Origin of the sequence: Streptomyces sp. NPDC006140 (assembly GCF_040628815.1) — a bacterium.
GTDB lineage: Bacteria > Actinomycetota > Actinomycetes > Streptomycetales > Streptomycetaceae > Streptomyces.
In genome coordinates this window covers 387,837-402,373 of the sequence record NZ_JBEXTS010000004.1, presented here as the reverse complement: position 1 = coordinate 402,373, position 14,537 = coordinate 387,837, and the positions used below count along the sequence as shown (strand labels likewise).

Sequence of the window (14,537 nt, the reverse complement as noted above, 5' to 3'; positions counted from 1 at the left end):
ATACCCCGGAGAGGGATGCGCATGACCGCGTGGCGGACGCCGGGGCATGACCTACCGGCCCCGGTGTACTAGAGTTATCTCGACATCGAGATATCTGCCGGGGAGCACCGCAGCCGCCAGCCCCGGTAAGGCAAGCCTAACTAAGCCTTACCTTAGCGGATCGGCCGAGATGCCGTGGCGGCAGGATCGTGGTGGTACGCGCACATCAATGAAGGAGACTGTCGTGTCGGCGAACAGCTTCGACGCCCGCAGCACGCTGCAGGTGGGCGACGAGTCGTACGAGATCTTCCGGCTGGACAAGGTGGAGGGCTCGGCCCGCCTTCCGTACAGCCTCAAGGTCCTGCTGGAGAACCTGCTCCGCACCGAGGACGGCGCGAACATCACCGCCGACCACATCCGTGCCCTCGGCGGCTGGGACTCCCAGGCGCAGCCCAGCCAGGAGATCCAGTTCACGCCGGCCCGCGTGATCATGCAGGACTTCACCGGCGTCCCCTGCGTCGTGGACCTCGCGACCATGCGTGAGGCCGTCAAGGAGCTGGGCGGCGACCCGGCCAAGATCAACCCGCTGGCCCCGGCCGAGCTGGTGATCGACCACTCCGTCATCGCCGACAAGTTCGGCACGAACGACGCCTTCAAGCAGAACGTCGACCTGGAGTACGGCCGCAACAAGGAGCGCTACCAGTTCCTGCGCTGGGGCCAGACCGCCTTCGACGAGTTCAAGGTCGTCCCGCCCGGCACCGGCATCGTCCACCAGGTGAACATCGAGCACCTGGCCCGTGTCGTCATGGTCCGCGACGGCAAGGCGTACCCCGACACCCTGGTCGGCACCGACTCGCACACCACCATGGTCAACGGCCTCGGCGTCCTCGGCTGGGGCGTCGGCGGCATCGAGGCCGAGGCCGCCATGCTCGGCCAGCCGGTCTCCATGCTGATCCCGCGCGTCGTCGGCTTCAAGCTGACCGGCGAGCTCACGCCCGGCACCACCGCCACCGACCTGGTGCTCACCATCACCGAGATGCTGCGCAAGCACGGCGTCGTCGGCAAGTTCGTGGAGTTCTACGGCGAGGGTGTGGCGGCCACGAGCCTCGCCAACCGCGCCACCATCGGCAACATGTCGCCGGAGTTCGGCTCCACCGCCGCGATCTTCCCGATCGACGACGAAACGATCAACTACATGCGGCTCACCGGCCGCAGCGAGCAGCAGCTCGCGCTGGTCGAGGCGTACGCCAAGGAGCAGGGCCTCTGGCTGGACCCGAAGGCCGAGCCGGACTTCTCCGAGAAGCTCGAGCTCGACCTGTCGACGGTCGTCCCCTCCATCGCCGGCCCGAAGCGCCCGCAGGACCGCATCGTCCTCGCGAACGCCGCCGAGCAGTTCAAGCAGGACGTGCGCAACTACGTCGACTCCGTGGACGAGGCGGGCCAGGAGTCCTTCCCGGCCTCCGACGCCCCGGCCGTCGCCCCGAACGGCGCCCCGTCCAACCCGGTCACCGTGACCGCCCCCGACGGCACCTCGTACGAGATCGACCACGGCGCGGTGACGGTCGCGGCCATCACCTCCTGCACCAACACCTCCAACCCGTACGTCATGGTCGCCGCCGCCCTGGTGGCCAAGAAGGCGGTGGAGAAGGGCCTGACCCGCAAGCCGTGGGTCAAGACCACCCTCGCCCCGGGCTCCAAGGTCGTCACCGACTACTTCGAGAAGGCGGGCCTGACCCCGTACCTCGACAAGGTCGGCTTCAACCTCGTCGGCTACGGCTGCACCACCTGCATCGGCAACTCCGGCCCGCTGCCGGAGGAGGTCTCCAAGGCCGTCAACGACCACGACCTCGCCGTCACCTCGGTCCTCTCCGGCAACCGGAACTTCGAGGGCCGGATCAACCCCGACGTCAAGATGAACTACCTGGCGTCCCCGCCGCTGGTCGTGGCCTACGCGATCGCCGGTTCGATGAAGGTCGACATCACGCGTGACGCCCTGGGCACCGACCAGGACGGCAACCCGGTCTTCCTGAAGGACATCTGGCCCTCCGAGGCCGAGGTGAACGACGTCGTCGCCAACGCCATCGGCGAGGACATGTTCGCCAAGTCCTACGCGGACGTCTTCGCGGGCGACGCCCAGTGGCAGGCGCTGCCGATCCCGACCGGCAACACCTTCGAGTGGGACCCGCAGTCGACGTACGTCCGCAAGCCCCCGTACTTCGAGGGCATGACGATGGAGACCACCCCGGTCTCCGACATCTCCGGCGCGCGCGTCCTCGCCAAGCTGGGCGACTCGGTCACCACCGACCACATCTCCCCGGCCGGCGCCATCAAGGCCGACACCCCGGCCGGCAAGTACCTCACCGAGCACGGTGTGGAGCGTCGCGACTTCAACTCCTACGGCTCGCGCCGGGGCAACCACGAGGTCATGATCCGCGGCACGTTCGCCAACATCCGCCTGCGCAACCAGATCGCGCCGGGCACCGAGGGCGGCTACACCCGCGACTTCACGCAGGACGGCGGCCCGGTCTCCTTCATCTACGACGCCTCGCAGAACTACCAGGCCGCCGGCATCCCGCTGGTCGTCCTGGCCGGCAAGGAGTACGGCTCCGGCTCGTCCCGCGACTGGGCGGCCAAGGGCACCGCGCTCCTCGGCGTCAAGGCCGTCATCGCCGAGTCGTACGAGCGCATCCACCGCTCGAACCTCATCGGCATGGGCGTCCTTCCGCTGCAGTTCCCGGAGGGCCAGTCCGCGTCGTCCCTCGGTCTGACCGGCGAGGAGACCTTCTCCATCTCCGGCGTGACCGAGCTGAACGAGGGCACCACCCCGCGCACGGTGAAGGTCACCACCGACACCGGCGTCGAGTTCGACGCGGTCGTCCGCATCGACACCCCGGGTGAGGCCGACTACTACCGCAACGGCGGCATCATGCAGTACGTGCTGCGCAGCCTGATCCGCAAGTAAGCGGACCGGCAGGGCAGTTCAGGGCAGTTCGAGGGCCGCGTTCCCGGGTGACCGGGGGCGCGGCCCGCGCCGTTGCGGGCACGTCATCGCCCGGCCTGCGCATCGGAGGCGGTTCACTCGCCGCGGTACTTCGCCGCCGCGGCCTGGGCGAGGTCCTGGGACTTGTCCAGGGCCGCGTCCACCGACTGCTGTCCGGCGATGGCCGCGGCGATCTGCTGGGAGACCGCCGTACCGAGCACGGCGAACTCGGGGATGCCGACGAAGCCGATGCCGGTGTAGGGGCGGGGCGCGACGCCGGGGTTCCTCGGGTCGGCGGAGTCCGTCGCCGCCGTGTACTCCTGCCGGTACCAGGCGGCGGCCGCCTGCTGGTACTCCGGGTTGGCGTAGAGCGACCTGCGGTTCCCGGCGGGCGCCGCGGTCCAGCCCAGCTCCTGGCCGACCTGCTCCTGGTACTCCTTGGAGGAGGCCCAGGAGATGAACTCCCAGGCGGCGTCCTTGTTCTCGGAGGCCTGCTGGACGCCCCACGCCCAGGTCCACAGCCAGCCGGCCTTCTCGGTCCGGTCGTGCGGGGCCGGGACGTAACCCACCTTGCCCTTGACGGCGGAACCGTCGGCCTCGACCGACGACGCCAGCGACGTGGCGTCGTACATCATGGCGCACTCGCCCGCGACGAAGCGGTCGAGGATCTCCAGCACACCCATCCGCTCGGCGCCGGGCTGCCCGTGGGAGCGGAGCAGGTCGACGTAGAACCCGACGGCCCTCCTGAACTCCGGTGAGGTCAGTCGGGCGTTCCAGTCCATGTCGTACCAGGCGCCGCCGAAGGTGTTGACGACCGTGTTGATCGGGGCGAGGTTCTGCCCCCAGCCGGGCAGGCCGCGCAGGCAGATGCCGCTCGCGCCGTCGGTGCCGTCGACCCGGGCGGCGAGGTCGGCGACCTGCTCCCAGGTCGGGTTCGGCGGCATGGTCAGCCCGTCCTTGCGGAAGAGGTCCTTGCGGTACATCAGGAAGGAGCCCTCGCCGTAGAACGGCTCGGCGTAGAGCCGGCCGTCCTCCCCGGTCAGCGACGCCAGCAGGTTGGGGAAGACGTCGCCCTGGTCGAAGTCCTCGTCCGCCTTCACATAGGAGTCCAGCGGGGCGAGCCAGCCCTGCTGCGAGTAGATCGGCACCTCGTACGCGCTGACGCTCGCCACGTCGTGGTTCCCCGCCTGGGTCGCGAACTCGCGGTTCATCCGCTCCCGCGCCTCGTTCTCCGGGAGCAGGGTGTAGTCGACCGTGATGCCCGTCTCCGCCGTGAAGTACTCCTTGGTGAGCTTGCGGAGGTTCTGCATCTGGGGCGCGTCCATCGCGAGCACGCTGAGATCGGCCCGCTCCTCGACACCGGGCTGATCGGTGTCACCGCACCCGGCGAGGGCCAGGCCCGCGGCGACCGCGGCGGCCACGGCCGCCCTGATGAGGCGGCTCCGTTTCATCGCACTCCGGCCCCTACCCATCTTTGTCATTTCTTAGGCATAACGGGCTGAACGGGCATGGCTCAGGGGCGGCCCAGCCGGGTCTCCACCCGTCTGGACAGCGCGTCGGCCGCGACGGCCGCCAGCAGCACCCCACCGGTGATCATGAACTGCACGGCGTCCTCCACCCCGAGCAGACCCATGCCGGAGGCGATCGACTGGATGACCAGCACCCCGAGCAGCACGGACCAGGGCGAACCCCGCCCGCCGAACAGACTCGTCCCGCCGATGACGGCCGCCGCGATCGCGTTGATCAGCAGCATCCCGGAACCGGCGGCCCGGGCCGTCGTGGGGCTCGCCGAGGTCAGTCCCGACGCCACGAACAGCCCGCCGACCGCCGCGAGCGTCCCCGACACCATGAACATCGCGACCCGCACCCGCTCCACGGCGATGCCCGCCCGCCGCGCCGCCTCGACCCCGCCGCCGAGCGCGTACACCCGCCGCCCGTAGCGGGTGCGGCGCAGCACGTAGTCCGAGACGACCAGGACCACCAGGAAGATCAGCAGCGCCAGCGGCAGCCCCTGGAACCGGTTCAGGGTGTGCGCCGCGGCGAAGGCGACCACCGCGAGGAGAGCCGTGCGCAGCCAGATCTCGCCCATCGGCCGGTACGGCATCCCGGCGGCCCGGTGGCGGCTGCGCCGGCGGCGGGTGGTCAGCAGGTACCCGGCCGTGCCCACCGCCGCGACCGCGTACGCCGCCACGTCGGCCCCGAAGTGCCGGCTGGTCAGGGACGCGACCAGCCCCTCCTCGTCGATGTTGATCGTGCCGCTCGCGCCCAGCAGGTAGAGCGTCAGACCGTTCCACACCAGCAGCCCCGCGAGCGTGACGACGAACGCGGGCACGCCGAGCCAGGCGAAGAAGAACCCGTGGAAGGCGCCCACGGCCGTCCCCGCGACGACCGCCACGATCACCGCGAGCCACTCCGGCACCCCGTGGTTCACGTTCAGCACGGCGAACGCCGCCCCCGCCAGTCCGCTGACGGAACCCACCGACAGGTCGATCTCCCGGATCAGCAGCACGAACACGATGCCGACGGCGACCAGCCCGGTCCCGACGATGTCCACGCCGAGGTTGGACAGGTTGCGCGGCGAGAGGAACTTGTCGTCCAGCGCCTGGAAGACGACGCAGATCACGATCAGGCCCGCGACGACCAGGAGCGGCCCCCGCTCGCCGTCCCGGACGCTGCCGCGCACCTCCAGCGCGTACTCCCGCAGGTTCTCCTGCCAGGCGCGGGCGCGCGGCCCCCGGCCGGTCGCGACCGGCCCGCCGTCCCGGTGCGGTCCGCCACGGCTCACGGCCACGCCTCCTCGTCGCCCCTCGCGCGATGGGCCACGGCGTTGTCCGCGGCGCCCGTGACCGAGGAGATGATCTGCTCCTGCGTCACCGTGCTCACGTCGAACAGGCCGTTGTTGCGGCCCAGCCGCAGCACCGCGACCCGGTCCGCGACGGCCTTGATGTCGCCCATGTTGTGACTGATGAGGATGATCCCCATGCCCCGGTCGCGCACGTGCTCGATGAGGTCGAGCAGATGGCTGGTCTGCTCCACGCCCAGGGCCGCGGTGGGCTCGTCGAGGAGCAGCACCTTGGGGGAGCCCATCAGCGAACGGGAGATCGCGACGGCCTGCCGCTGCCCGGCGGAGAGCGCCGCGACCGGCATGCGCACGTCGGGGATGCGGATCGACAGGGCACGCATCAGGTCGCGGGCCCGGCGCTCCATCTCCACCTCGTCGAGGATGCCCACCCGGTCGATCTCCCGGCCGAGGAAGAGGTTGCCGACGACGTCCAGGTTGTCGCACATGGCGAGGTCCTGGTAGACGGTCGCGATGCCCAGGGCGTGGGCGTCGTGCGGCCGTTTGATCTGCACCAGCCGCCCCTCCCACTCGATGACGCCCCGGTCGGCGGGGCTGACCCCGGAGATCACCTTGACGAGCGTGGACTTGCCGGCCCCGTTGTCGCCCGCCAGGGCCACCACCTCGCCGGCCCGGACCTGGAGGTCCACGTCAACCAGGGCCTGGACGCCCCCGAACCGCTTGGAGATGCCGCGCAACGCCAGCACCGGCGGATGGGCCACGGGGACCACCTCCCTCACCGGGTGAGTCCGGCCCGGTCGCAGTCCGGCCGGAGCTTCGGAGTGCAGATCTGGTCGATGGTGTAGATGCCGTCCTGGACGAGCGTCCGGCCGATGTTCTCCCGCGTCACGGTGATCGGGCGGAGCAGGATCGACGGGACGTCTCGGGTGGTGGGGCTGTCGACGCTCGTCGTGACGAGGGCGTCGACGTCGTTGCCGCGCGCCAGGGCGACGGCCAGCGCGGAGGCCGCGTCGGTCTCCAGCCGGAAGGGCTTGTAGACGGTCATGTACTGCTCGCCCCCGACGATGCGCCGCACGGCGTCGAGGTCGGCGTCCTGGCCGGTGACCGCGGGCAGCGGCGAGACCCGGGCGCTCTTGAGCGCCGCGACGACACCGGCGGCGATCGAGTCGTTGGCCGCCAGCACCCCGTCGATCCCGTCCGGGCCGAGGGCGTCGATCGCGGCGGACATGTGGTCGTGCGCGTTCTCCGTACGCCATCCGAGGGTGTTGTACGACTTGGCGATCCGCACCCGGTCCTGGAGGACGGACCGGGCCCCGCCCTCGTACCAGGCGGCGTTGGGGCTGGACGGGTCGCCGTTCATCATCACCACGGTGCCGCCCTCGGCCCTGGCGCCCATGCCCCGCAGCAGCGCCTCCCCCTGGAGCCTGCCGACCTCGCCGCCGTCGAAACTGACGAACCCCGAGATGGGGCCCTCGGCGAGCCGGTCGTAGGCGACGACCGGGATGCCCGCCCGCTCGGCCGCCCGGACCGAGGAGCGCAGGGCCCTGGGGTCGACGACGTCCAGGATCAGGACCGACACACCCCTGGTGATCATGGAGTTCATCTGCCGGCGCTGGCTCGCCGCGTCGTTCTCGGCGTTGGCGTACACCACCGTGCACTCGGAGCACAGCTCCTTCACCCGCTTCTCGATCAAGGGCTTGTCGGACTGCTCCCAGCGCGGCACCGCACGGCTCGGCAGCAGCAGCCCGACGGTCAGCCCGTCCCCGCCGCCCTCGCCGTCGCCGGTGCACCCGGCCAGGGACACCGCCAGCACGACCGCCAGCAGCCCGGCGGCCACCCGCCGGCTCGGGGCTCTCATCGCGGCCCCCCGCCACCTCGGGCTCCTCGTCGCGGCCACCCGCCGGCTCGGGCTCCTCGTCGCGGCCCCCCGCCACCTCGGGGCTCTCATCGCGGCCCCCTCTCCTCGGACCGGCCGCGGCCCGGGCCCCGGCCTCTGCTCCGGTCACGACTGCGGTCCCGATTGCGGTCACGGTTCCGGCTGATGCCCCAGCCCAGGCCCCAGCCCGACTGCCGCTCCCGCTCCGGCTCGGCCCGCGGCGCCGGTTCCGCTTCCTTCGGGGGGTCCGGCTCCGGCTGCGGACGGGACACGACGATCTCGCTCCACACCTGCTTGCCGCCGCCGACCGGCACCGAGCCCCAGGCCGTCGAGAGCGCCTCGACGAGGAAGAGGCCCCGGCCGCCCGTCGACTCCCAGTCCACGACCACCGGCTTGGCGGGGGAGCGGGGCGAGGAGTCGCTCACGGTCACCCTGAGCCGGTCCGCCGCCAGCGTCAGGTCGACCCGGACCGGGCCCTGGGTGTGCACCAGCGCGTTGGTGACCAGCTCCGACACCACCAGCAGGACGGTGTCGGCCTCGGCCACGAGGTCCCACGACCGCAGCGTGCGCGCGCAGAACCGGCGGGCGTGCATGACCGCGTCCGGCAGCCGCCACACCACCCAGCCCGCCCGCACGGGCCGCACGCGCATCCCGTCGTAGCGCAGCAGCAGCAACGCCACGTCGTCCTCCCGGCGGCCGGCCTCGCCGAGCAGCTCGTCGGCCATCCGCCCCGGGTCGGCGGGGTCGGCGGCGGCGAGCGCCTCCCGCACGAGCCGCATGCCCTCGTCCAGGTGCAGCTCGGCCGACTCGACCAGGCCGTCCGTCACCAGCGCGAGCACCGAGCCCGGGGCCAGCGCGAGCGCCGTCAGCGGGAAGTCGGCCTCCGCGAGGACACCGAGCGGCAGGCCGCCCTCGACCGCGATCTCCTCGGTGCCCCCGTCGGGATGGCGCACCAGCGGGGACAGGTGCCCGGCCCGCACGAACAGCGCGTTGCCCTCCTCCATGTCCAGCTCGACGTAGCAGCAGGTGGCGAACAGGTCGGTCTCCATGCCGACGAGCAGCCGGTTGGCGTGCGCGACGACCACGTCCGGCGGATGGCCCTCGACGGCGTAGGCCCGGACCGCGGTACGCATCTGGCCCATGATCGTCGCGGCCCCGGCGCTGTGCCCCTGCACGTCCCCGATGACCAGGGCCACCTTCCCCTCCGACAGCGCGATCACGTCGTACCAGTCGCCGCCCACCTGCAGCCCGCGCCGGGCGGGCAGGTAGCGGGCCACGGCGGTTCCCCCGGGCAGCCGGGGGAGCCGGCGGGGCAGCAGGCTGCGCTGGAGCATCGTCGCGAGTTCCTGCTCGGCGTCGTAGGCGTGCGCGCGCTTCAGGGCCTGCCCCACCAGGCCCGCCGTCGCGGTGAGCAGGGCCCGCTCCTCCGGGGCGAACTCGTGCGGGGCGTCCCAGCCGACCAGACACACCCCGGCCACCCTGCTCTTCGCGGGCAGCGGCAGGACCGCGAGCCCGCCGGGGCCGATCCCCGCGAGGCCCGGTTCCAGCACGGCGCCGGCCGGCCACAGGCTCATCCGCCCGTCCCGCAGCGCCGCCTGCAGCGTGGGCAGGGCGCCGACCGGCGCGTCGGGCCACTCCGAGCGCCACTCCGAACGCCACAGCTCCGGCCAGGCCGCGGCGGCCGGCGGATCGAGCACGGTGACCGCGAGCCGGTCCTCCAGCAGTTCGGCGAGCGCGACCCGGTCGGCGCCCAGCGGCTCGCGCAGCGCGGCCACCACCACGCGGCTGACGTCCCGCACCGTCGTCGCGTCGTCGAGCGCCGCCGTCAGCCACTGGATCCGGGCGACGTCGCTGGCGCCGCGCCGCAGCACGGGGGCCGCGGTGACGACGCCCAGCACCCGCTGGGGAGCGCCGTCGGGGGCCTTGAGCAGGCGGCAGCCCAGGCGCAGCCAGCACAGTTCACCGGTCGGCCGGCGGATACGGAACTCCAGCTCCCGGCGCCCCGGGGTCTGCGCGGACGGTTCGATCACCGACATCAGGGCCGGGACGTCCTCCGGGACGCTGTAGGAGAGCAGGGTGTCGGTCTTGCCGTCGAAACCGTCCTCGGGGATGCCGATGAGTTCGAGCAGGGCCGGGTCCGTCTCGACCAGGCCGGTGCCCGGCGTCAGGGCGAAGGAGCCCACGCCCATGGCCCGCAGGGCCGAATCCAGCAGGGGCGAGGGCGCCGACCGGTCGGCCTCGCCCCGCAGCCGCCCGGCGACGGCCTCGGCGTACCGCTCCAGGAACTCCCGCTGCTCGCTCCCGAACCCCTCCCCGGCCTCGCCCACCACGACCAGGCACCCCAGCCATCCACCCGCCGCCCCCAGGGGCAGCGCCCCGAGCGGCACGGAGACGCCTCCGCCGCCCTCCCGACCGCCGGCCACCGCCCCCCGCACCCACACGGCCCGACCACCCCGATAGGCCTCGACGACGACGGACCCACCGCCTCCCGCCCCTGCGGCTCGGGCCGGGGGCGCTGCCTCCGGCCTGCCCTGGTCGGTCTCCGCCCTGCCCTGGTCGGTCTCCGCCCTGCCCGGGCCAGTCCCCGGACCGCCCTGGTCGGTCCCCGCCCCGGCCGCACTGTCGTCGGCCCCCGTCACCGGCGAGCCCGTTGAGCCCGTCGAGACCCGTACGCGCCCCGCCAGCCCGTACCGCTCGGGTTCAAGCCCGGCCGCCTCCACCCGCCGGAGCTCCGCACCGTCCTCGCTCCGTACGTACACCGCCGCCAGCACCACCCCGGCGAACGCCAGGACCCGCTCCCGCGCGGCCGGTTCGGGCGTGGGGCGCGACGGGCCGGAGTCCCCGTTCCCGGGCGCCCGCAGACCGGGGGCCGCGGCCCGGGCATCGCCGTCATGGGGCATGTCCGCGTCCACCTCCCGTCCACGCCGCAGCCACCGGCAGGTGGGAGTCCCCGGAACCCAGGCGACGACGACGCGGGCACGAGTCCGGCGGTACCGGGTCACGCCTCCCATGGCGAAGCCACGCCGCACATGAGCGGCAGGGCACCCACACAACAGAATCGCACACCTGGATAACAGCGACATATGGGGCGTATGGCCCGACCAGGTCCAGGGTCGACAGCACACGGTCGACGACCAGACCCGCGACCCCCGCTGACGTCGCCCCGCACGGCCCCCACCGACATCGAGATCACGGCGGAACTGAGTCCGGGACCTGCTGCGCGACCAGCACCCCGACCTGGCCGACCGCCCCCTGGAGCTGGGCGCGCGGCTGGGACAACAGCTCCGGCGGCTCGGTGACGACCCAGCTGGGGCCCACCGGCCCGGGCCCCTGCGACGCCCTCACCGCGACCCGCCACGACCAGCCCACGCAGGACCCCGGACCAGACCCCGCCCCCGCCAGAACCGGCGGCACGCGCGACGGGCCCGGTGGCCGGAGCCTCACGGCAACCGGCAACCGGGCCCGCCCCGAGTGACGGTTCAGCCCACCCGGCAGGGCAGACTCGTCGTACTGTCACCCCCGGCACCGGAGACGACGTAACCGAACGTCGTGCTTCTGCCTGGTGCGAGGGAGCCGTTCCAGCCGGCGTTGTGGACCATCACCGCCTGGCCGTTGTACGTCGCGTTGCCGCTCCACAGGCTGTCGACCTTCTGGCCGGCCGGCAGCGTCCAGTCGACCATCCAGCCGAGCATCGGGACGGTACCGGTGTTGGTGACGGTCACCTCCGACTGGTAGCCGCCGTTCCAGGTACCGGTCGTCTTCCGGGTGGCCGTGCACGTCCCGGGCACCGGCTCGGTCGGGTTGCCCGGCTGCTTGATGCCGGTCACCTCGCCCTTGCCGCCGTCGAAGACGACGTCGGAGCAGGAGTAGAAGGTCTCCTGGCTGTCGGAGCGCTGCCAGACCATGTAGATGATGTGGCGGCCCGACTTGCCCTCGGGGAGCTTGCCGGTCCAGGAGTAGTTGGCCTCGACCGTGCCCGGGGAGCCGTTCAGCGGCGGGTGGTCGACGCTCAGGAACGGCTTCTCCTCCATGTCGTTCCAGGTGAGCCTCTTCGTCGGGTCGAAGCCGTCCTTGGTGATGTAGACGTAGAACCAACCCGGGTGCGCCGCCCAGGCGTTGTACGAGAAGTCGACCGTCGCGCCCGAGGTGAGATGGGTCAGCGGCCAGTCCTTGCTGGGCGTGTTGAACCCGGTGAAGTTGGTGTTGCCGCCGCTGCACAGCTCGCCGTCGGGCACGAAGCCCCGGGTGCGGCCGGCGCCGTCCGAGCGGAGCACCGAGAACCAGTTGTAGAACGGCGTGGTGCCGCTGACCTGCTGCGCGGCCCGGCATGCCGGGTTGACCGGCTTGATCTCACCGGTGTCGGTCAAGCCGTCCTGCCAGCACAGGAAGGTGCGGCTGCCGGGCTTCATGGGGGTGCCGTGGGCCTCCGCCTCACCGCCCGCCGTCATGACCAGGCCGAGGGCGGGGACGGTGATGACGAGGGAGAGCAGGACCAGGAACAGGGCTCTGGCCCGGGTGTGGAGTGCTGATCGAGGCGTCGGAGCGCCCCCCGACGGTGTTGTCATGATCATGACAGCATCATCCGTTTCTTCGGGTCCGGGTCTGCGGATGCGTGTGCGGGGATGCGCGGAGTGGGAGCGACTCGAGGGCGGGTTCCGGTCCACCGTCATGGGAGCGCTCCCACCCCGCTGTTGCGGAAGTTAGCGCCGCGCGGCGCAGTTGTAAACGGTCGTGGCACGACGGGACCGCTCGGCGCCTCGGCGCCTCGGCGAAAGGAGCCGGCGTCCTCTCGCGGCACGGCGCAAGGGCCGTTCAGGTGACGGACGACGCGCGCTTTCCCCGCCCTCCCCGCAGACTTCGGGTGAACGGTCGGTGTGCCGACCCGACACCAGGAGGCAGTCATGACGTGCATGCCGAACGAAGACGCGGAGTTCCACAACGCGATCAAGGAAGTCTTCCTCAAGTATCCGGAGGCGCAGGGGAAATACGCGCTGTCCAGCCTCCAGCTGGAAAACGAGATGGAGATCGACTGGGAAAACGAGGTCGGGGTCTCGCGGATCGAAGACCGGAAGATCATCACCGAGTTCGTGGACCGGAAATCGGTGATCCGGATGCAGCTCTGCCTGAAGTGGAATTTCGATTACACCGAATGCCTCAACTGGATCGAGGCGCCGGAGTGACACCGCCCTCCCCCCGGCCGGGTGGGTGACGGGGGCCGGAACGGGCCTCGTGCGGAACCAAGTTGACTTTGCTTTCCCTTTGGGATTGGCTGCGGCTCCGACCTTTCACGATCCGGGGGGATCCTTGAACCGCACCATCCGCGCAGCCGTCTGCACCATCGCCGTCACCGGTCTCGCGCTCGGCCTCAGCTCCTGCTCCGAGGCGGTCGACCAGGTCGACAAGGCGGTGGACGAGACGTACGAGGTCACCTACGAGGTCACCGGGAAGAACGTCGACTCGATCGAGTTCCACGGCGGGGGCGGCAAGGCCATGGAGCCGAAGGTCGAGTCGGTGTCGAAGCCGGAGCTGCCGTGGAAGAAGACGGTCACGCTGCGCGGCATCATGCCCGCGGCGGTCATGCCGGTCGCCGCGGACCCCGAGGGCGCCCAGGTCACCTGCAAGATCATCCACAAGGGCAAGGTGCTCGAGGAGCAGAGCGCCGGCGGCCTGGTGACCGCCGGGGGCTGCACCGCGGAGTCTCCGATCACGGGCTGACCCCGGGCCGCCCGGCCGGGGCGGCGCGGCCCGGCGGCCGCGTCCGGCCGGCCGGGTTCAACCGGCCGCACTCCGAGCGGACTCGAACGGCCCCTCGGGAAGGCAGCCGACGCTCGACGAGCCCCTACGACGACCCTCTACGACGGCGCCCTACGGTCATCGCCCCCCGGCAGCCAACACCACCGACAGCCACCCCAGTTGGCGGCGCACCTGTACCGCGTCACCGCCCTCGTGGCCGTTGAACGGATAGGCGTGGATCTCCTTCTCCGGATCCGCGTCGGTCAGTTCGGCGTAGCGGTTGAACGCCGCGTACGCCCCGCTCGGCGGGCAGACCGTGTCGCGCAGGCCGACGCCGAAGTGGGCCGGGGCCTGGGCGCGGCGGGCGAAGGAGACGCCCTCGACGTAGGACAGCGTGCGGTAGGCGGCGTGCTCGGCGCCCCGGTGGACGGAGAGGTAGGCGGCGATCTCGCCGTACGGGCCCGCGTCGGTGAGGTCGAGGGCGCGGCGGATCCCGCACAGCAGCGGGGCCGTGACCAGCAGCGCCGCCAGATCGGGAACGAGCCCGGCGACCGCAAGGGCCAGCCCGCCGCCCTGGCTGTTGCCGACGGCCACGGTCCGGGCGGGGTCGACGCCGGGCAGTGCCCGCACCGCCGCGATCGCGCGCACCGCGTCCGTGATCAGGCGCCGGTAGTGGTAGTCCTCGGGGGCGAGCAGCCCACGCACCGCCGGCCCCGGACCGCCGGGCGCGGTGCCGTGCGGGTCGGGCGTGTCTCCGCCACAGCCGTACTGGTCGCCCTGGCCGCGGTTGTCCATGAGCAGATGCGCGTACCCGGCGTTCACCCAGGTCAGGCGCTCGTGCGGGAGGCCCCGGCCGCGCCCGTACCCGGCGAACTCGACGACGGCGGGCAGGAGTTCACCACCGGCCCCGGCCGGCCTGCTGAACCAGGCGCGCACCGGGTCGCCCGCGAAGCCCCGGAACGTCACGTCCCAGGTCCGGGTCAGCCGCAGGCCCGTCTCCACCGGCCGCACCGACACCAGCGGGTCCGCCTGCCCGGCCTCCTTCAGCGTGCTCAGCCAGAACGCGTCGAAGTCGGCGGGCTCCCCGACCTCCGGGCGATGGCGCTCCAGTTCCGTCAGCGGCAGGTCGAACGCGGGCACGGCGGCACCTCGCAGGAGTCGGTGGTCAT

At 72.0% G+C, this 14,537-nt stretch carries 10 protein-coding genes and 1 pseudogene; 4 read left to right on the top strand and 7 right to left on the bottom strand.

The genetic code is table 11. The annotated features are described in order from the left end of the window. Positions 1-223 precede the first annotated feature (223 nt). Positions 224-2,941: an aconitate hydratase AcnA gene (gene acnA, locus ABZ386_RS14450; protein WP_356499975.1), complete on the top strand. Its 2,718-nt coding sequence runs from the start codon at positions 224-226 to the stop codon at positions 2,939-2,941. 113 nt (positions 2,942-3,054) lie between these two features. On the opposite strand, the gene ABZ386_RS14445 is transcribed toward acnA, so the two are convergent. The 5 genes from ABZ386_RS14445 to ABZ386_RS14425 form a co-directional block, all read right to left on the bottom strand. After that, a complete protein-coding gene (locus ABZ386_RS14445; RefSeq protein ID WP_351334447.1) occupies positions 3,055-4,410 on the bottom strand; it encodes a sugar ABC transporter substrate-binding protein in 1,356 nt (451 codons plus the stop codon). Positions 4,411-4,472: 62 nt separating this feature from the next. Beyond that, positions 4,473-5,744, bottom strand: coding sequence for a sugar ABC transporter permease (locus tag ABZ386_RS14440; protein WP_351334449.1), 1,272 nt, complete (start codon positions 5,742-5,744; stop codon positions 4,473-4,475). Further along, complete coding sequence (locus ABZ386_RS14435; protein ID WP_351334451.1) at positions 5,741-6,520, bottom strand: ATP-binding cassette domain-containing protein; 780 nt, start codon at positions 6,518-6,520, stop codon at positions 5,741-5,743. Before ABZ386_RS14435 ends, ABZ386_RS14440 begins: the two co-directional genes overlap by 4 nt. A 14-nt stretch (positions 6,521-6,534) precedes the next feature. Beyond that, a complete protein-coding gene (locus ABZ386_RS14430) occupies positions 6,535-7,617 on the bottom strand; it encodes a substrate-binding domain-containing protein (protein WP_358964837.1) in 1,083 nt (360 codons plus the stop codon). Positions 7,618-7,703: 86 nt separating this feature from the next. Further along, on the bottom strand, positions 7,704-10,535 hold the full coding sequence (locus ABZ386_RS14425) for a SpoIIE family protein phosphatase (RefSeq protein ID WP_358964836.1): 2,832 nt from the start codon (positions 10,533-10,535) through the stop codon (positions 7,704-7,706). A gap of 252 nt (positions 10,536-10,787) precedes the next feature. Between ABZ386_RS14425 and ABZ386_RS14420 the strand changes: the two are divergent. Beyond that, positions 10,788-10,944 (top strand): annotated as a pseudogene (locus tag ABZ386_RS14420) (aminoglycoside phosphotransferase); the annotation flags it as partial. Positions 10,945-11,114: 170 nt separating this feature from the next. On the opposite strand, the gene ABZ386_RS14415 reads toward ABZ386_RS14420, so the two are convergent. After that, the gene (locus ABZ386_RS14415) at positions 11,115-12,200 is read right to left on the bottom strand and encodes a lytic polysaccharide monooxygenase (protein WP_355726877.1); all 1,086 of its coding nucleotides are present in this window, start codon (positions 12,198-12,200) and stop codon (positions 11,115-11,117) included. Positions 12,201-12,545: 345 nt separating this feature from the next. On the opposite strand from ABZ386_RS14415, the gene ABZ386_RS14410 reads away from it, so the two are divergent. Together ABZ386_RS14410 and ABZ386_RS14405 are read left to right on the top strand one after the other, a co-directional pair. Continuing rightward, entirely contained in the window at positions 12,546-12,815 is a 270-nt protein-coding gene (locus tag ABZ386_RS14410; RefSeq protein ID WP_351334458.1) for a hypothetical protein, read from the top strand. Between the two features lie 124 nt (positions 12,816-12,939). Continuing rightward, positions 12,940-13,350, top strand: coding sequence for an MmpS family transport accessory protein (locus tag ABZ386_RS14405; RefSeq protein ID WP_356615442.1), 411 nt, complete (start codon positions 12,940-12,942; stop codon positions 13,348-13,350). A 156-nt stretch (positions 13,351-13,506) separates the two neighbouring features. Here ABZ386_RS14405 and ABZ386_RS14400 read toward each other — a convergent pair whose 3' ends face one another. Continuing rightward, the gene (locus ABZ386_RS14400; RefSeq protein WP_358964835.1) at positions 13,507-14,508 is read right to left on the bottom strand and encodes an acetylxylan esterase; all 1,002 of its coding nucleotides are present in this window, start codon (positions 14,506-14,508) and stop codon (positions 13,507-13,509) included. Positions 14,509-14,537 lie beyond the last annotated feature (29 nt).

Excerpts from the sequence above, each read along its gene's own strand:
- ABZ386_RS14445 (WP_351334447.1), bottom strand. The coding sequence starts at position 4,410 with ATGAAACGGAGCCGCCTCATCAGGGCGGCCGTGGCCGCCGCGGTCGCC.
- ABZ386_RS14430 (WP_358964837.1), bottom strand. The coding sequence starts at position 7,617 with ATGAGAGCCCCGAGCCGGCGGGTGGCCGCCGGGCTGCTGGCGGTCGTG.
- ABZ386_RS14425 (WP_358964836.1), bottom strand. The coding sequence starts at position 10,535 with ATGCCCCATGACGGCGATGCCCGGGCCGCGGCCCCCGGTCTGCGGGCG.
- ABZ386_RS14415 (WP_355726877.1), bottom strand. The coding sequence starts at position 12,200 with ATGACAACACCGTCGGGGGGCGCTCCGACGCCTCGATCAGCACTCCAC.
- ABZ386_RS14410 (WP_351334458.1), top strand. The coding sequence starts at position 12,546 with ATGCCGAACGAAGACGCGGAGTTCCACAACGCGATCAAGGAAGTCTTC.